The sequence below is a fragment of the Marinilabilia rubra genome, assembly GCF_003121985.1.
GTDB classification, from domain to species: domain Bacteria; phylum Bacteroidota; class Bacteroidia; order Bacteroidales; family Marinilabiliaceae; genus Marinilabilia; species Marinilabilia rubra.
Genome location: NZ_QEWP01000001.1, coordinates 109,418 through 126,663, shown reverse-complemented (window position 1 = coordinate 126,663; position 17,246 = coordinate 109,418). Strand labels below are relative to the sequence as shown.

Below are 17,246 nucleotides of genomic sequence, written 5' to 3'. Positions count from 1 at the left end.
AGTATTCCTTCCATTGAGTGGCTTGTAAATTCTGCCCTTTTGACTTTTCAGCAGCTCTCATTTACAAATATAGAGACTAAAAAGAAATTCATGAAGTCAAATAAAACACAAAAAACTCTTATTTGAACATTTAAACTATAGATTTCCAGATTCATGTAAGCCATATTTATTTCTTAAAAAAACGAAAACTGGTTAACCTTAATCCCCAAAGTGCGTAACAGGAGTTTTAAAAAGAATTTGAACAATGGGTATTATGGGTCTTAACATTACATCTTTCAAGCGATTCAAGCGTTTAAGGGATCAATTACTTGTTTCCTTCGGCATTTTGATCTTCTCTATCATCGCCATCCAATCAATATTAAATTATTCAACCGTAAAGAGCACTCTTTTGGAGGATGTGCGTGAAAAACAGCTAACCGGATTCGTCGAAGCTGCACAAAGTGACCTAAAAAGTCAACTGGAAAAAGGCATGGAGGCATCCATTACATTAGCAGATGACCCTCTTTTACTTGAATGGTTTCAGAGTGGGGAAACAGATACTACTCTTAAAAAACTGGCCCTGGCAAAACTGGATATGTTTGCGGAAAAGATGGGATACCCTTCTGTTTTTGCGGTAAATAACACCACCCACCGCTATTATACGGAGAATTACCAGATGATAGATGTGGTAGATCCGTCTGATTCGGATGACAGCTGGTTTTTTCAAACTATCAGCTCCGGAAAAAAGAAATCGCTAAACTATGATTACAATGCCGAGTTGGATCAAACATTTTTTTTCTATAACATTTTAATGGGCAATCCTTCAAATCCATCAGGTGTAGCGGGATTAAGCTTAAACCCCACAGTGGTTGTGGAAGCTTTTAACAGCAGGAAAATTACACCTAACAGTAAAATGTGGATGGTTGACGAAGTTGGCAAGATCCTGATTTCAGGCGATGAAAGTCAAATCAACATGAATATCGATGCCATTCTTGAAAAGGGAGTCGTTAAAGAACTCCTTAACAACGAAGAAACAACAATTCTGACCGATCAGAAATTTGACAAGAAAGGGCACGAAATTATATCAATGGCAGTAGGCAACACAGGCCTGACAACCATTCTTGTTGCCCCCACCGATGAACTATTGGCCATCATCCAACCCATCAAAACCAACAGTATTATCTTAAGCATCATATTCCTGGCCTTAACACTAGGAGTAGTTGTCTGGTTATCCGGCAACATAACTGCTCCACTGGTTGAAATATCGTCACTTGCACGCAGATTTTCAGAAGGTGACCTGACAGGAAGGCCCAACAAAGAATATCTCCAAAGAAAGGATGAATTAGGCCAGCTAACTGTAGCATTCGAAGCTATGAAAGTTAAGATTTCTGAAATGATACAACAGGCCTTTAATGCATCGGAGATTGTGCATAATGGTAGTGAGGAGATGAACAGCTCAGCAGCCTCTCTTTCAGAAAGCGCGACCGAACAAGCCAGTTCGACCGAAGAGTTATCCGCATCGATGGAGGAGATGAGTTCCAACATCAGTCAAAATGCGGACAATGCCAGACAAACAGAAATGCTGGTTTCAGAGGCTGCCAGTGAAGCCCAAAATGGAGAAAAAATCCTAAGACAAGCTGTATCTGCTATTGAGAACATTTACGAAAGTGTGGTTCTAATTGAAGACGTGGCCAGGCAAACCAATATTCTTTCCCTGAATGCGGCCATTGAAGCAGCCAGAGCAGGGGAGCAGGGAAAAGGTTTCGCAGTTGTAGCTGCAGAGGTTCGTAAACTTGCAGAACGAAGTCGCATAAATGCCTCAAAAATCAACCAACTTTCTACCAACAGTGTGGATAATGCCCGAAATGCCATGCAAATTTTTGTAGATCTACTGCCAAAAATCAATAAGTCCAACGAATTGGTATTGGAGATATCTGCAGCTTCAAAGGAACAGGATGCCGGAGCAACACAGATCAACAATGCTTTAATGGAACTGGATAAAGTTTCGCAAATGAATGCTCAGACCTCCGAGAACATAAACGGTATGGCGCATGAATTCACCGATGAAATCGAACACCTCCAGAAAGCCATTAGCTACTTTAGCATTGATAGTAATTTCAACAAATAAAACCAGACAAAACCCCTTTCAACTAACCTTATTCATTCATAAATAATCTATTAAAATACAAGCAAGTGTAGAATGTCGGGTAAGCCGCCGATATTTTCACCTTGTGCAAAACAACAAAAAAGTAAGCATAGCCTTAGCTATGGTTAAAAGCCCCAACGAAGCAGAAAGAAAAAAAGCGCCTGAAATTAGTGAATGAATTTAGTAATTGTCACACTAGGTGAGTGCCTGTCTATAAACTAAGTAAAATTTGTTTTTAGTCATGCGTCTGGTCAGAAAATGCCAGTTGCAATCCCGAGTCTTCGGGAGCGAAGCTGCCAAAAACGGAGTCCCGGGATGCTTCGGGATGAGTATTTTGGCAGCAAGCATAACGACACAAATAGTACTTTATGGACAGACTCTAGGTGAATGTTGGAACAACAGAGGGTAAGAAGTTTCGATTCCTACCCTCTTGGGGTTTAGCTAAACTCTTAAATAAAAATTAAAACCCTATCCTGATTAATAGTTTCTAAGCGCTTTCCGTAAATTCTCAAAACGCGCCTCATAATCTTTAATTGACATTCGAATTACTTCCCTTGCTTCCTCAGCATTGTAGACATGTGTAATTTCTGATTCCCGGCTCATTCCGGGCATATCTTTGTAAGTTAAAAAATAGTGCTTAAGCCGTTGAATCACCAACTCAGGCAAATCGGTAATATCCTTGAAATCACCATAAACCACATCTCCTTTTAGGACAGAAATGATTTTATCATCTGCTGCAAGGCCGTCAATCATACGAAATCCCCCAACAGGAACAACCTGGGCTATAATATCACCGTGAGTCATATCCTTCTCGGTCAACACACAAATATCCAAGGGGTCTCCATCACCCATTATATCTTTCTTACCAGTTTTGGAGGCGCAATAATTGCCTACATTTTCACCACAATAGGTTTGTGGTAAAAAACCATAGGGAGTAGGCGTTACGTTGGAGTATTTCTGAGGACGGTCAATCCTTAGGTATCCGCTAACTTTATCAATTTCATATTTAATTGTATCTGTAGGCACCACTTCAATGAAGCAATTTACCTCATTAGGTGCATGATCACCCAGGTCAATCCCATGCCAGGGATGCGATTTGTATCTTAGTCCCATAAGTCGTCCAATAGGATCCATTAAACTGTTTGCCGACATATTCCGATCATTTTTCTTCTTAGCCATATAATAAGCTGTTCAAGTAAATTATATTCAAACCAAGATAAAGTTTATAATTTACAAAGTAAATCAATATTTTTTTATCCGGCCCATCCCGACCGGTCTAAACTTCGGTATTGAACAGCCTCGGCCACATGATGCGCTTCAATTCTTTCACTTCCTTCAAGATCGGCGATGGTTCGGGACACCTTCAGAATTCGGTCATAAGCTCTGGCCGAGAGATCCAGTTTCTCCATAGCATTCTTAAGAATGGCCTGCCCGCTCTCATCGGGGGTACCAAATTTCACCAACAGCCTGCTGGTCATTTGTGCATTACAGTGAATATCGGGATGCTCCTCAAACCTTTTAGATTGAATTTCCCTGGCCTTAATCACTCTCTTCCTTACGGCAGTGCTGTCCTCTGTTGCCCTCTGATCTGCAAGTTTCTCAAAAGGAACAGGCACCACTTCAATGTGCAAATCGATGCGATCCAGCAATGGACCTGAAATCCGGCTCAGATATTTCTGCACGACCCCGGGGCTGCACACACATTGCTTCTCCGGATGATTGTAAAACCCACAAGGACAAGGATTCATACTGGCCACCATCATAAAACTTGCAGGATAATCAATCGTGAAACGTGCCCTTGAAATAGAGATGGTGCGATCTTCCAAGGGTTGTCGCATCACTTCCAAAACCGTGCGCTTAAATTCAGGTAATTCATCCAAAAAAAGAACCCCGTTATGAGATAAAGAAATCTCTCCGGGTTGGGGATAAGATCCACCTCCAACTAAGGCCACATCTGAAACTGAGTGGTGAGGACTTCGAAATGGGCGGCGCGTCAACAGTGAAATGTTACCATTTAACTTCCCGGCAACAGAATGGATCTTTGTGGTTTCCAAAGCCTCATTGAGTGTGAGAGGCGGTAAAATAGTAGGAAGGCGCTTCGCTAACATGGATTTTCCGGAGCCCGGAGCCCCAATCATTATTAAATTGTGCCCTCCTGCAGCCGAAACTTCTAATGCTCTTTTGACACTTTCCTGACCTTTTACATCGGCAAAGTCAAACTCACTGCGGGATTGTTCTTTTAGAAACTCAGCATCGGTATCAACTATTTCAGGCTTCAGGTCATTCCTTCCTGTCAGGAAGTCAACCACCTCTTTGAAAGATTCTACCCCGTAAACATCCAACCCTTTGACGACTGCGGCTTCACGGGCATTTTGTTTAGGTACAATAAAACCTTTAAATCCATCTGCACGAGCTTTAAGGGCAATGGGTAAAGCCCCCTTAATGGGATGAATAGACCCATCAAGAGACAACTCTCCCATCATCATGTAATCAGAAATGGAGCAGGAATTGATTTGCTCATCAGCAGCTAAAACGCCAATGGCAATGGGAAGATCGTAAGCAGAACCCTCTTTGCGGGTATCGGCCGGGGCCATATTCACAACAATCCGTTTGCCGGGCCACTTGTGCCCCATCTCTTTAAAAACAGATTCAATACGTTGCTGGCTCTCTTTAACGGCGTTGTCGGGCAAGCCTACAAGAAAAAACCGGATGCCCCGTGTTACATTTACTTCAATAGTAATGGTAATGGCATCAATACCGGTTACGGCTGCCCCAAAAGTTTTAACAAGCATAATTCAGGGTATTTGGGGTTTGGGAGCACAAGTTAAACAAAATATACAAACAAATAAAGAGACTGATAATTATTTGTTTAACTGAATCCGATATTGTAAATCAAGCATTACTAAGAAAACTCAAACGAATCAATCGATTTCTATCAAATAAAGCTAAGAAGGAAGAAAAGAAAAGGCTGAAAGAAGAAATGGATTTATTACTTTTGTATATCTAAATGGAGCATTATGAGGTTTACATTTATTAAAATCCCAAGACACCGGAGGTTTCAATACGATCCCATATATTACAATCCGGAGAAGGAGGAGCGCCAAGCGAGGGAAAGAGAAATTAGGAGAGAGATGGGATTGCCCGTTGAAAAAGAGATGGACCAGCAAGGATATAAGGAGAGGATACGCGGAGGCATGCGGCGTAGAATTAAATCTCATTTCGAGATCAGCAGAAGTGAGCGCAAAAAATCCAACCTCAGATTGGTTATAATCCTTATAGCTTTGATTGTCTTGTTCTATTATCTGCTCAATTCTGCCTACGAATGGTACAGCCAGTTCTTTATGTAGAATGACTGGTTAATCTAAAATAGAATCTTCACTAAACAGGACTAACAGCAAGAACAGACAGGCCAATGTCAGATATCATTCAATTGCTGCCAGATTCCGTTGCCAACCAAATTGCAGCCGGGGAGGTTATACAACGCCCGGCTTCGGTCATTAAAGAATTGGTGGAAAATGCGGTAGATGCAGGAAGTACGGACATTAAAGTAATAGTAAAGGATGCAGGGCGAACACTTGTGCAAATCATTGACAATGGTTGCGGCATGAGTGAAACGGATGCCCGGATGGCTTTTGAGAGGCACGCAACCTCGAAAATCAGAAATGCCAATGATCTTTTTGCCATTCGAACAATGGGTTTCCGGGGAGAAGCTCTGGCATCCATTGCGGCTGTTGCGCAGCTTGAACTAAAAACAAGACCGCATGAACAGGAGCTTGGAACTAAAATTGAAATATCCGGATCGAAGGTAGAAAATCAGGAGCCTGTCACATGCGCTCCGGGAAGTAATTTCATGATCAGGAACCTGTTCTTCAACGTGCCAGCGCGTCGCCGATTTCTAAAGACCAATGCCACCGAATTAAGACACATTGTCAACGAATTTCAGAGAATTGCATTGGCAAATCCTGACGTTACTTTTTCTCTTAACCACAACGAACAAGTGCTGTTTAATTTACCGACGACAAACCTCAAACAGCGCATTGCAGGCGTTATGGGCAAAAATTCAAACGCCCAGCTAATTCCGGTGGAAACAGAAACTTCAGTCATCAATATTCATGGTTTTATTGGAAAACCGCAGGCCGCCAAGAAAACAATGGGGGACCAGTTCTTTTTTATCAATAACCGCTACATGCGGAGTCCTTATTTACACAAAGCTGTAACATCGGCTTACGAGAACTTAATTCAGGCAGATCATTGTCCTCCTTATTTTCTCTTTTTCGAAGCAGACCCGTCGATCATTGATGTCAATATCCACCCTACCAAGACTGAAATAAAATTTGAAGATGAACGGTCCGTATGGAAAATAGTCAGTGCATCGGTCCGGGAAGCTTTAGGGAAATTTAATATGGTGCCTTCAATTGACTTTGACCAGACTGATGGAATTGAAATTCCCACCTTCCGGAAAGATGAACCTGTTGCCGTTCCTTCGGTTAGTATAAACCCGGACTACAATCCTTTTGAACCTGAATCAACAAGACCCTCAACTTCCAGAACTTCATCTTCTCCCGTATCATCCAACTGGGAATCTCTTTATGAAGGTTTTGAAACATCAGGGGATGATTTCTGGAGAGACGATGAACCGGAAGCAGTCATTTTGCCTTCACGTGAAAACATGGAAGAACCTGAATCAATAAAGCAGGTAACGTTGCCTTCATCCGAAGGAAGTGACAGAACAGAAACCGGAACCCTGTATTTTCAGATCAAAAACAAGTATATCATCACTTCGGTGAAGTCAGGGATCATGATCATTGACCAACGTCGGGCACATGAGCGGATTTTGTTTGAGGATTTTTTAAAAAACATTCAGTCGGGAGCATCTGTTTCTCAACAGTCGCTTTTCCCTGAAGAGGTTTCTTTCAGCGAAGAAGATGCCATCCTCCTAAGGGAAATAAACCAGGATCTGAGGATATTTGGATTTGAATTACAGGAACATGACAATTGCACATTTGCCATTACCGGTCAGCCTTCATTCATCAAAAATGTCAATGCAACCAAATTAATTGATGCTATTTTAGATGCATTCAAAAGCGGAGAAGTTGATCCCGAAAATGAAATCAAAGAACAACTGGCCGCAATAATGGCCCGTAATGCCTGTATGAGACCGGGAGAGGTTTTATCCCAATCGGAAATGGCAGAACTGATCAACAAATTGTTTCTTTGCACCGCCCCTAACTATACACCTTCCGGAAAAACGGTTTTTTCGATTCTGGATAATGAAGAACTGGATAAACGCTTCAGATAATTGAAGACAAGTTGACAGAACATTTAGTTGGCATCGATATTGCAGGTTGCCCCGACAATTATAAACCTTTAGGATAGCACAATGAACGTAGGAACATCACCTTTTGGAGGATTGACTCCCGCCGTAAAAAACCTCATCATAATCAACGTCATATTTTATGTGGCAAGTTTGGTTTTTTTCAGCACATTTGGATTTAGAATAGAAGACTACCTGGGACTTCATTTACCTACTGCAGAATCCTTTAACCCTTTCCAGTTGGTGTCTTACATGTTTTTGCATGCTTATTTTTCTCCGCGCGAAGGCATTATATTCTTCCACCTGTTTTTCAACATGTTTGCCCTTTTTATGTTTGGGCGAAATCTTGAAATGGTATGGGGAACCAAACGGTTCCTGATCTATTATTTTGTAACGGGTATAGGGGCGGCACTCATCCATATTGGAACCCAGTACATGGATGTAGCCCCGGTTATGCAAGCCATCACACATTACCTGAACAATTCATCAACTGAAACCCTTCAGGCGTTTCTGGATCAGCACTATGTGCCCCGGTCAATGGCAATGAAGCAAAATTACGACCAGTTTGTGGAAACCTATAACCAACTGGTCAGCACCAATCCGGACAAAGCAATTGCGATTTCCAAAGAATTTGTAGTTCAATACAGGAATTCGTACCTCGATAGTTTTGTAACGGTGGGAGCATCAGGAGCTGTATTTGGCATCCTTCTGGCATTCGGGATGTTGTTTCCCAACATTCAATTAATGCTTCTTTTCCCACCTATTCCAATCAAAGCCAAGTACTTTGTAATTATCTATGGTTTGATTGAGCTTTTCATGGGTGTACGCAATTCTTCCATGGACAATGTGGCCCACTGGGCTCACCTGGGAGGTATGCTTTTCGGGTTCATTCTGATAAAATACTGGAAGAATAAAGGAATTTATTATTAATTTGCAGATATGAGCATCTGGGACGAGATAAAAGAATCCTTTAAAGAAGGAACCACGCTTACCAAATTGATTTACGTCAATATTGGAGTATTTGTAGTGATAAAACTCCTGCAGTTGATCCTGCTGCTAGTTGGGTATGCCCCTTCTTCTATTCAATTGCTGGTAAGCTGGCTATCGGTTCCGTCCGATCCTATGAGCTTGTTATTTAAGCCCTGGACGCTATTCTCATATATGTTTCTGCATTATGACTTCTTTCATGTTTTGTTTAATGTCCTTTACCTGTATTGGTTTGGCCGACTCTTTACCCAACTTATTGACGACCGCAAGATATTAACCATCTATATCTGGGGTGGATTAGGTGGTGCAGCCATTTATATCTTATCTTTCAACCTTCTTCCTGCTTTCCATTCGGTCGGAGGTGAAGCGATCTTGTTAGGTGCTTCGGCATCAGTTATGGCCATACTTTTTGCGGTAGCCAGAGTTCGTCCAAATTTTACGGTTTATCTTTTCTTAGTAGGCCCCGTCAAACTTAAGTATCTGGCTTTAATAGCTTTTATCATTGATTTAATAAGTATTCCGGGAATGAACAATGCGGGAGGGCACCTGGCTCACATAGGAGGAGCCCTCATAGGATTGTACTATGGATGGAAATTATCTGAAGGTAAAATTACAGGAGGATTTTTTGACAAGGCAGCCTCACGAACAGGAGATCTTTTTAAAAAGAGGTCACGGATGAGGGTTACCCACAGCCGGCCCATGACAGACATGGAGTATAATGCCCATAAAGTGAAGCGACAAAAAGAACTCGACAAAATTCTGGAAAAAATTAAAAACAGCGGCTACGAAAGTTTATCCAAAGAAGAAAAGAAAACGCTGTTCAACGCCAGTAAGGACGAAAATTAAACCCCTTTGCCTTGAGACGTTTTTTAAAATCCATATCATTTTTCATCACACTTGCTTTTGCACTTTTATTGCTGGCATCAGTGGCCACAATTTATATCAGCCCGGTAAAAATCCATTTTCTTACCCTCATGGGCTTTGCATTCCCGGTATTATGGGTGATTAACCTGCTGCTCTTCACAGGCCATACTTTCCGCAAAAGCAAAAGATTACTAATTCCTTTGCTGGCACTGGCCCTCACCTGGAACCAATGGAGCAATGTTTTTCAACTGAACGGAGCCCAAAAGCCCGAAGCGATGCACACACCTGTCAAGGTGATGTCCTATAACGCAAGGATGTTTGATTTTTACAACTGGTCGGGCCGGGAAAACACACCGGAAGCCATTTACAACTTTCTCAGAAGCGAAAAACCTGATATCCTTTGCATTCAGGAATACTTCACATCAGAACGAAAAGAAGGGTTTCTCCCCAATCAAACAAGAGCGCGCTTCAGGGCAATGGGGTATCAGCATGTAGAATACAGATTTGACAATGGACGAGGGGCCGGATATGGCATTGCGACTTTGTCAAAATATCCAATTGTCAACAAAGGCTCTCTTCTTTTCAAAGAAAGCAAAAACATGTCAATCTTCTCGGATATAAATATCAACGGTAACGTTGTTCGTGTATTCAATAACCACCTGGAATCTATTGGCTTTAACCCCCACGATTTTGATGTAATTGACAGTCTGCGCTTTGAGATGAACGAACAACAGCGGGAGGGCATTCAGCAAATAGTCACAAAAATGTCACGGGCATTTCGTCAACGCTCCACACAGGCCGAAACATTGTCTAATCATATCAGCAATTCACCCTATCCCGTTATTGTGTGTGGCGACTTTAACGACACGCCCATTTCGTATGTTTACAGGACCATGAGAGGCAACCTCAAAGATGCCTTCCGGGAATCCGGCAAAGGCCTGGGTGGAACCTATAACGGGCGCCTGCCCTCGCTCCGTATTGATTACATTTTTCATGCTGCAGAATTTAATTCTTATAACTTTAAGCGCTATAAGGTCGATTACTCCGACCACTATCCGATTTCAACAACATTAGAACTGGCACCCGGTGCTGCAAAAGAATAACAACCATGCAACAATACAAAGAACTACTGCAAAGAGTGATGGATGAAGGCATCAGGAAAGAAGACCGAACAGGCACAGGTACCATCAGTGTTTTTGGACACCAAATGCGGTTTAACCTTCAGGAAGGGTTCCCTCTGTTAACCACAAAAAAAATGCATTTGAAATCCATCATTCATGAGTTGCTTTGGTTCATTAAAGGCAGCACCAATGTAGAATATCTGCAGGAGAACGGAGTGAGAATCTGGAATGAGTGGGCTCTTGACAACGGAGAATTGGGTCCTATTTACGGTTACCAGTGGCGATCATGGCCCAATTACCGCGGAGGGCACATTGATCAGTTGAAACAAGTTATCGAATCCATTAAAAACAACCCCAACTCACGCCGGCACATTGTGAGTGCATGGAATGTAGGTCAACTGGAAAATATGCAGTTACCTCCCTGTCACATTTTGTTTCAGTTTTATGTGGCTGACGGAAAGCTCAGCTGCCAGCTTTATCAGCGAAGTGCCGACATCTTTCTTGGCGTTCCGTTCAATATTGCTTCTTATGCTTTGCTTAACATGATGGTGGCTCAGGTAACCAATCTTGAGCCGGGCGATTTTGTGCACACATTAGGTGATTCTCACATTTATCTGAACCACTTAGAACAAGTTAAGTTGCAGCTGACCCGTGAACCAAGACATTTACCAAAAATGACCATCAACCCGGATGTCAAAGACATTGACGATTTTAAATTCGAAGATTTTAAACTGAGCGATTATGACCCTCATCCACACATCAAAGGTAAAATTTCGGTTTAATCAATTCACAACGATCACATGCATATTTCTTTAATAGTAGCTACTGACAAAAACAACGGAATTGGCATCAACGGGGACCAGCCGGCCTTCATCAGCGAAGACCTGAAGCGCTTTAAAGCACTCACAACCGGGAACACGATTGTGATGGGACGTAAAACTTATCAGGCGCTCCCCAAAGGGGCTTTGCCTAATCGCAGAAACATTGTACTTACCCGGCAGAAAGATTTTTTTGCTCCCGGGTGTGACATCATCAGCCACATTGAAGAAATTAAAAATATTTGCAGTGCTGATGAAAAAGTTTTCATCATTGGCGGCGGAGAAATCTACAAACTGTTTTTTTCAGAAGCCCGAGAAATTTATCTGACCCTTATTCATTACAGTTTTGAAGGCATTGATACCTGGTTTCCCGAAATTAGTCCAGACCAATGGGAAATTGTGAAAAAGGAAGGTCCGTATACCGACCCCAAAAACGGACTTTCATATTCTTATTTAAACTACAACCGCAAATAGATCTTAATCGTAAGGCTGAAAGCGTGTGCCAACATGGGCATATCTTACCTGTTCGGGAAACTCTTCCGAGAACTGCATAAAAGCAGGCAACCCGGTGCAATGACAAAGACCGAATTTTGCTACATCAATGTCCAAAAAGGCATCAATGGTTTTTGAAATACGCCCCTGTGAGGCACCTTTCAGATGGGTCCCTCCCAGCACCAACTTAATATTGCTATTTCCCGTCGCCTCCATTGCTGTTCGGCAAATATTTCCGATTCCGCGGTGAGCACAACCGGTAAAAACCGTTAATCCTTCCGGATGATCATAAACCATAAATAACTCATCTTCGAAAGGATCAGCCATGGTTCTACCTTCTTTCTCAACAATCATTACCTGAGAAGACTGTTCAAAATTATAATAATGACTGATATCGGTTATCACTTTCAAATTCGGTGAAACTTCAGTAATGGCATCAATGATTCTGAAACGTTGAGCATTTTGTTCTGCCACCTCCCTATCAATGCCAATATACCTTCGTGTTCCTGTACTGCCCGAGAACTTCTCTCCAAGAGCTTTGGATTTCAATAAAACCGGAGCATGATCATTCACTTCGAAAAAACGTTTCAGTCCACCTGTATGGTCGTAATGACCATGGCTTATCACCACCATGTCAATGGCAGAAAGATCAACACCCATCTGTAGAGCATTTTCTTCCAGCAATCCGGATTGGCCTGTATCAAAAAGTATTTGTTTACCTCCCGCTCTTACCACCAATGAAAGACCGTGTTCCCCCTTTGTGCTCTGCTGATAGGCCAGATTTTCTACCAATGTAATAATTTCCAGTTCAGCCATTATTCTGTTAATTATAGTGAGTTCAGAAAATAAAATTAACAAAACCTGTGTAACCTTTTCTACCTTTAAGGATATTTAAGGGCAAACAAAGAATAAAATGCATGAATTCGCTAACTGACGAAGAAATAATGCTGGATGTAAAGAATGGTAACACAGAATTGCTATCGTTTTTATACAGGCGACACCAGAAACACCTGTTCAATTTCTTTATGCAAATTGGGACAGAATATCATCAAAGCGAGGACTTTGTTCAGCAAGTTTTCTTCCGTATTCTCAGATATCGCAACAGTTACAAAGAAGGGGCTATGTTCAGGAAATGGATGTTTACCATTGCCCGAAATCTGGTGAAACGCGATTATGAAAAACAAAAGCATCAAAAGTCCATACAACTCCCTCAGAGATTAATAACCGAGGCCCCGGATGATACCGACGCCGGTGAAAAGGAAGAAAAAATAAAGGAACTCTACAAAGCACTGGAAAGTCTCCAGGCATCTGACCGCGAACTAATTAGTCTGAGCCGGTTTCAGGGGATGAAATATGAAGCTATTTCCGAGATCACAGGGATCTCAGTCGGTGCCATCAAAGTAAGAATGCACCGGGCCCTTAAAAAACTCAGAGAACATTATTTTGAAAACGCTTAAACCCGATATTAATATGAAATGTAACAATCCTGACATAAAAAATCTTCTAACGGCTTACTTTGAAAACGAACTTGCTGAGAAGGAAGAGAGAGTGGTTGAGGAGCATCTCTCTCATTGTAGTGAATGCCTTAGGGAACTGGAAGAAATAAAGGCGTTTGATAAAATGCTGTTGTCAACTCCTGAAATAGATCCTCCGCAAAATTCAGAACTGAATTTTAAAGAAAAAATTTCTCAAAACAAGGATATCTCAAAACGCAGCATGACCATCACCCTTAATTTTTCATGGAGAGAAATTGCTGCAGCAATTGTCATATTCTTTGCCGGAACAACTGCCGGACTGCTTTTACGAACCAATTCTGTGACAGAATCAGCCTCCATTGCCAACCTGGAAACAGAAATCTCACAGATGCGTCAAATGCTGATGGCTGCTCTTATTACTAAAGAATCTCCAAGTGATCGTTTAAAGGCCGTACAATATGCCGAACAAATAAACCAGCCATCATCTCAGGTAACCGAAACGCTTATCGAAACTTTAAATAGCGACCCCAGTGTGAACGTACGGCTGGCAGCGGTCAATGCACTTCAGCAATTTGCAGTTCACCAGGACATAAGGTCGGCCATGGCTGCATCGCTTAAAGAGCAATCCGATCCATTAATACAAATTGTTTTGATAAAAATGTTGGTACAGATGCATGAAAAAAGTGTGGTGCCAACCTTGCAGGAATTTGAGGCCGATCAACAAACACATGAAATGGTAAAACAAGAAGCGCAGGAAGCCTTGACAGTACTACTTTAATCCAGAACTTAAGTATCCCGGCCGGATATTCACTTTTTATTAACATCAAAACTTAAAAACATGAAAACAACAATAATTGTTGCCATTGCATTTTTAGTGGCAAGTTATTCAGCCCAATCGCAGTCGTACTTCGAGAAAGAACTAAAAGATGTAAGAAAGATCCTGATCGAGCAGATTCCGGGAACCATCTTAATAAAACAAAGTGAAGACAATTCCATCAGAATTGAGACTGACAGGGAAGTCCCCAAAGAGGAAGACGAAAGAGCAGAGGGACTAAGGCCAGTGAATGGCAATATTGATAATACCGGATTGGGCCTTTCTTTGCTTCAATCAGGCACAAACATTACACTTACAGCTTCTTTCCAGTTCGACAACGATTATCATTACACTGTTCACATTCCAGGAAACCTTGCTGTATCAGCCAATTACACAAGTCCATTTGCAGGTAAAGAAATTGATATCCAAAGCCTTTCAAACGCTATTGAGGTAAAAACACTGGCAGCAGATGTTAAATTTGAGGCAATCACCGGCCCTGCAGTCTTTCACTCCATCAGCGGAGATATTGAAGGCACTTTTTCAGCACTCAGTCAGGAAGCTCCTTCATCGATCACAAGTGTCAGCGGACTCATAGACATAGCATTACCTCCTTCAACCGGAGCAAATATAAGTCTCAAATCCATTACAGGAAAAATCTATACGGGATTTGATATAACACTTAAGAAACAAGCTTCTGCCAGCGACGGAAGGGCTAAAGGCCTTCCTCAAATCGGGGGGATGGCCAGTGAAACAGAAGGCTCCATCAATGGAGGTGGGGTTAACCTGTCTATACAAAACATCAGCGGCAACATTTATTTACGAGACAAATAAATCACTATAATTATGAAACGCTTTAAAATTATTCTGGCTTTATTAATAATCATTCCCGGTATTGCAGATATTGCTGCGAATGCGCAACGAATAATCCATAAAACCCTGGATTGGAAACCAGGGATGGATGTGAGAATCAACCTCAACATTATTGACTCAATAATAGTTACGGCGTGGGACAAGGATGTGGTAAAAGCCGATCTCAGTGTCAATATCGATGACAATCAACACAATGATTGGTATCTTCTGGAAGAAAAGAAAACCACTGAAACTATCAAACTCGAGAATTCATTCCGAGAAAATAAAAACCATTTTGACGCTGATATTTTCGGAAAGATTTATGTTCCGGAAAACTGTCGGTTATTCATTGAAACCATAAATGGAAATGTCGATTTGACGGGGCATAAAGGCGCTCTTGATGTAAAAACCATCAGTGGATTTATAGACTTAACCATCAAACCTGAAAGTTCAATTAACCTGAAAATAAAATCCATTTCAGGAAAAGTTTATTCCGATATGGACATGGAATCGAAAAATCAGAAGAAATCTTTAGTAGGCACAAAAGTGGAGGCCGATGTTAACGGAGGAAAAACTCCGGTTACGCTTAAAACAATAAGTGGGAATATTTATCTCAGGAAAGAATCTTGATCTGTATTGTGTATGTATTAAATACCCCTGGCAGGCTTTAAAACCTGGCAGGGGTATTTAATTAACGATCTATTTTAGTCTATGACTGATACTTATACCGCTTAATACTCTTTTTGGGCGTTTTTTCAAATTCTTCGGGAAAGAGAACAATCTTCGAAACATTCATAAAAGCAGGTAACTCACGGTTCACTTCTTTCTTTATATTCTGTAAAATTTCATCAATTTCCTGATCACCGAGATTTTGGGCATCTGCGGCTTCATAATCGGGATAAACCAAAGCCTCAATTTTGCCGTCATCGTCTCTCACCAGGCATTCCTGTACATACTCTTTGTTGTTTATGATCGCCTCAATCTCCTCAGGATAAACATTTTGTCCTGATGGCCCTAAAATCATGTTCTTACTACGCCCTTTGATGTATACAAAGTTGTCTTTATCAATAACACCAAGGTCGCCGGTATGCAACCATCCTTCATCGTCAAACATTTCATCTGTAGCCAGCTGGTTTTTATAATAACCAAGCATGTTATTTTCTCCTTTTACAAGAATTTCACCTACCTTGCTGTATGGATCTTCCGAATCAATTTTCACCTCCATACGGTGAACAATGCGACCGGCAGAGTGAGGCTGGGTTTTGTTCCATGGAGCGTAACTAATAAGGGGTCCGCACTCTGTCATCCCGTATCCAATGGTCAAAGGAAATCCAATTTTCCTCAGAAACATCTCCACATCTTTATTAAGCGCAGCACCTCCCACTATCATCTCACGAAATTCGCCTCCAAACACATCTACCAGTTTTCCCTTCACCTTATTGTAAACGACCTTATTCAAACCCGGTAATTTAAGAAGGGTTTTCATGGTACCCTTTTCAAGCTTGGGAAGAATTTGTTTCTTAAAGATTTTTTCAAGAATCAAAGGGACAGCAAGTATCAAATGTGGTCTTACCTTGCGGAATGCTTCTGTAATAATGGCCGGCGAAGGTGTTCTGGATAAGAATGTAATATGGCATCCTTCGGTAAACGGCCACAAAAATTCAAATAAACAGCCGTAAGCATGTGCCAAAGGTAAAAAGGACACAATACGCTCTCCCGGCGTAATATCAAAGGTATCGCGGGCATATTGAACATTAGACCATATACTCCGATGGGGCAACAAAACACCTTTAGAAAAACCTGATGTTCCGGAGGTGTAAGAAAGAACCATCAAATCATCTGGTTTTGGATTAAAGAATTCTATTTTGCTTATTGAAAATTTATCACCCAGCTTTTCCAATTCCTCCCTGGCCTTACCAATAACTTTTTGAAGTTTTCCATGATTATCCACCAATACTGAAAAATCATTGATTGAGATTATCCCTTTAAGCCCCGGCATTTTTGTTTCATCAATTTTGTCAAAAATCAAATCGGCTGAAAATAGCAGTACCGAACCTGAATGATTGACAATGTGATTGATGTCGGAAGGACTAAAATCAGGCAAAATAGGCACCACAACCGCTCCATACGTAACAGCTCCCAAATAAACCAAGCTCCAGTTGGTGGAGTTCCGACCTATCAAAGCCACTTTATCACCTGGTTTTATCCCTAACGCTTTAAAGACTTTGTGACAACGATAAATATACTGTCCTACTTCTTGGTAAGTAATTGTTTCCCCTTTAAAATCACTAAACGACGGCAAATCGGAATAATTCTCCAGCGCCGATTTCACTAACCCTATGTATCCGTTCTTTTCCATTTTAAATGGTTTTCTTTTCGTCAGAAAG

16 protein-coding genes are annotated in these 17,246 nt (G+C 41.4%); 12 read left to right on the top strand and 4 right to left on the bottom strand.

Annotated elements, in window-relative coordinates; genetic code table 11:
- The first annotated feature begins 244 nt into the window (after positions 1-244).
- A complete protein-coding gene (locus DDZ16_RS00610) occupies positions 245-2,107 on the top strand; it encodes a methyl-accepting chemotaxis protein (RefSeq protein WP_109262477.1) in 1,863 nt (620 codons plus the stop codon).
- 495 nt (positions 2,108-2,602) lie between these two features.
- Here DDZ16_RS00610 and DDZ16_RS00605 read toward each other — a convergent pair whose 3' ends face one another.
- The gene (locus DDZ16_RS00605; protein ID WP_198416656.1) at positions 2,603-3,304 is read right to left on the bottom strand and encodes an inorganic pyrophosphatase; all 702 of its coding nucleotides are present in this window, start codon (positions 3,302-3,304) and stop codon (positions 2,603-2,605) included.
- A gap of 74 nt (positions 3,305-3,378) precedes the next feature.
- Positions 3,379-4,917: a YifB family Mg chelatase-like AAA ATPase gene (locus tag DDZ16_RS00600; RefSeq protein ID WP_109262476.1), complete on the bottom strand. Its 1,539-nt coding sequence runs from the start codon at positions 4,915-4,917 to the stop codon at positions 3,379-3,381.
- A gap of 225 nt (positions 4,918-5,142) precedes the next feature.
- On the opposite strand from DDZ16_RS00600, the gene DDZ16_RS00595 reads away from it, so the two are divergent.
- The 7 genes from DDZ16_RS00595 to DDZ16_RS00565 all read left to right on the top strand — a co-directional run bounded on the left by DDZ16_RS00595 (position 5,143) and on the right by DDZ16_RS00565 (position 11,703).
- The gene (locus DDZ16_RS00595) at positions 5,143-5,472 is read left to right on the top strand and encodes a hypothetical protein (RefSeq protein WP_109262475.1); all 330 of its coding nucleotides are present in this window, start codon (positions 5,143-5,145) and stop codon (positions 5,470-5,472) included.
- A gap of 65 nt (positions 5,473-5,537) precedes the next feature.
- On the top strand, positions 5,538-7,424 hold the full coding sequence (gene mutL / locus DDZ16_RS00590) for a DNA mismatch repair endonuclease MutL (RefSeq protein ID WP_109262474.1): 1,887 nt from the start codon (positions 5,538-5,540) through the stop codon (positions 7,422-7,424).
- 81 nt (positions 7,425-7,505) lie between these two features.
- A complete protein-coding gene (locus DDZ16_RS00585) occupies positions 7,506-8,369 on the top strand; it encodes a rhomboid family intramembrane serine protease (RefSeq protein WP_109262473.1) in 864 nt (287 codons plus the stop codon).
- A gap of 9 nt (positions 8,370-8,378) precedes the next feature.
- Entirely contained in the window at positions 8,379-9,272 is an 894-nt protein-coding gene (locus DDZ16_RS00580; protein WP_109262472.1) for a rhomboid family protein, read from the top strand.
- Positions 9,273-9,283: 11 nt separating this feature from the next.
- Positions 9,284-10,393 (top strand): endonuclease/exonuclease/phosphatase family protein, encoded by a 1,110-nt coding sequence (locus DDZ16_RS00575; RefSeq protein ID WP_109262471.1) that lies wholly within the window; start codon positions 9,284-9,286, stop codon positions 10,391-10,393.
- 5 nt (positions 10,394-10,398) lie between these two features.
- Positions 10,399-11,193, top strand: a complete 795-nt coding sequence (locus tag DDZ16_RS00570; protein WP_109262470.1) for a thymidylate synthase — start codon at positions 10,399-10,401, stop codon at positions 11,191-11,193.
- An 18-nt stretch (positions 11,194-11,211) separates the two neighbouring features.
- Positions 11,212-11,703, top strand: a complete 492-nt coding sequence (locus DDZ16_RS00565; protein ID WP_109262469.1) for a dihydrofolate reductase — start codon at positions 11,212-11,214, stop codon at positions 11,701-11,703.
- Between the two features lie 3 nt (positions 11,704-11,706).
- Here the strand turns inward: DDZ16_RS00565 and DDZ16_RS00560 are convergent, their stop codons facing one another.
- Positions 11,707-12,537, bottom strand: coding sequence for an MBL fold metallo-hydrolase (locus DDZ16_RS00560; protein WP_232526516.1), 831 nt, complete (start codon positions 12,535-12,537; stop codon positions 11,707-11,709).
- Positions 12,538-12,638: 101 nt separating this feature from the next.
- Between DDZ16_RS00560 and DDZ16_RS00555 the strand changes: the two genes are divergently transcribed.
- Genes DDZ16_RS00555 through DDZ16_RS00540 form a run of 4 tightly spaced genes read left to right on the top strand, consistent with a single transcriptional unit; the run spans position 12,639 to position 15,489 of the window.
- Positions 12,639-13,178 carry an RNA polymerase sigma factor gene (locus DDZ16_RS00555; protein ID WP_109262468.1) on the top strand — a complete coding sequence of 180 codons (540 nt, stop codon included), beginning with the start codon at positions 12,639-12,641 and terminating at the stop codon, positions 13,176-13,178.
- 13 nt (positions 13,179-13,191) lie between these two features.
- On the top strand, positions 13,192-13,974 hold the full coding sequence (locus tag DDZ16_RS00550) for a HEAT repeat domain-containing protein (RefSeq protein WP_146192185.1): 783 nt from the start codon (positions 13,192-13,194) through the stop codon (positions 13,972-13,974).
- Between the two features lie 60 nt (positions 13,975-14,034).
- Positions 14,035-14,841: a DUF4097 family beta strand repeat-containing protein gene (locus DDZ16_RS00545; RefSeq protein ID WP_109262466.1), complete on the top strand. Its 807-nt coding sequence runs from the start codon at positions 14,035-14,037 to the stop codon at positions 14,839-14,841.
- A 12-nt stretch (positions 14,842-14,853) separates the two neighbouring features.
- Positions 14,854-15,489 (top strand): DUF4097 family beta strand repeat-containing protein, encoded by a 636-nt coding sequence (locus DDZ16_RS00540; RefSeq protein ID WP_109262465.1) that lies wholly within the window; start codon positions 14,854-14,856, stop codon positions 15,487-15,489.
- A gap of 79 nt (positions 15,490-15,568) precedes the next feature.
- On the opposite strand, the gene DDZ16_RS00535 is transcribed toward DDZ16_RS00540, so the two are convergent.
- Positions 15,569-17,218, bottom strand: a complete 1,650-nt coding sequence (locus DDZ16_RS00535; protein WP_109262464.1) for an AMP-binding protein — start codon at positions 17,216-17,218, stop codon at positions 15,569-15,571.
- Positions 17,219-17,246 lie beyond the last annotated feature (28 nt).

Bases quoted from the DNA above. Each gene is read 5' to 3' on its own strand.
- DDZ16_RS00610 (WP_109262477.1), top strand. From the start codon at position 245: ATGGGTATTATGGGTCTTAACATTACATCTTTCAAGCGATTCAAGCGT.
- DDZ16_RS00605 (WP_198416656.1), bottom strand. From the start codon at position 3,304: ATGGCTAAGAAGAAAAATGATCGGAATATGTCGGCAAACAGTTTAATG.
- DDZ16_RS00600 (WP_109262476.1), bottom strand. From the start codon at position 4,917: ATGCTTGTTAAAACTTTTGGGGCAGCCGTAACCGGTATTGATGCCATT.
- DDZ16_RS00595 (WP_109262475.1), top strand. From the start codon at position 5,143: ATGAGGTTTACATTTATTAAAATCCCAAGACACCGGAGGTTTCAATAC.
- mutL (WP_109262474.1), top strand. From the start codon at position 5,538: ATGTCAGATATCATTCAATTGCTGCCAGATTCCGTTGCCAACCAAATT.
- DDZ16_RS00585 (WP_109262473.1), top strand. From the start codon at position 7,506: ATGAACGTAGGAACATCACCTTTTGGAGGATTGACTCCCGCCGTAAAA.
- DDZ16_RS00580 (WP_109262472.1), top strand. From the start codon at position 8,379: ATGAGCATCTGGGACGAGATAAAAGAATCCTTTAAAGAAGGAACCACG.
- DDZ16_RS00570 (WP_109262470.1), top strand. From the start codon at position 10,399: ATGCAACAATACAAAGAACTACTGCAAAGAGTGATGGATGAAGGCATC.
- DDZ16_RS00565 (WP_109262469.1), top strand. From the start codon at position 11,212: ATGCATATTTCTTTAATAGTAGCTACTGACAAAAACAACGGAATTGGC.
- DDZ16_RS00560 (WP_232526516.1), bottom strand. From the start codon at position 12,537: ATGGCTGAACTGGAAATTATTACATTGGTAGAAAATCTGGCCTATCAG.
- DDZ16_RS00555 (WP_109262468.1), top strand. From the start codon at position 12,639: ATGAATTCGCTAACTGACGAAGAAATAATGCTGGATGTAAAGAATGGT.
- DDZ16_RS00550 (WP_146192185.1), top strand. From the start codon at position 13,192: ATGAAATGTAACAATCCTGACATAAAAAATCTTCTAACGGCTTACTTT.
- DDZ16_RS00545 (WP_109262466.1), top strand. From the start codon at position 14,035: ATGAAAACAACAATAATTGTTGCCATTGCATTTTTAGTGGCAAGTTAT.
- DDZ16_RS00540 (WP_109262465.1), top strand. From the start codon at position 14,854: ATGAAACGCTTTAAAATTATTCTGGCTTTATTAATAATCATTCCCGGT.
- DDZ16_RS00535 (WP_109262464.1), bottom strand. From the start codon at position 17,218: ATGGAAAAGAACGGATACATAGGGTTAGTGAAATCGGCGCTGGAGAAT.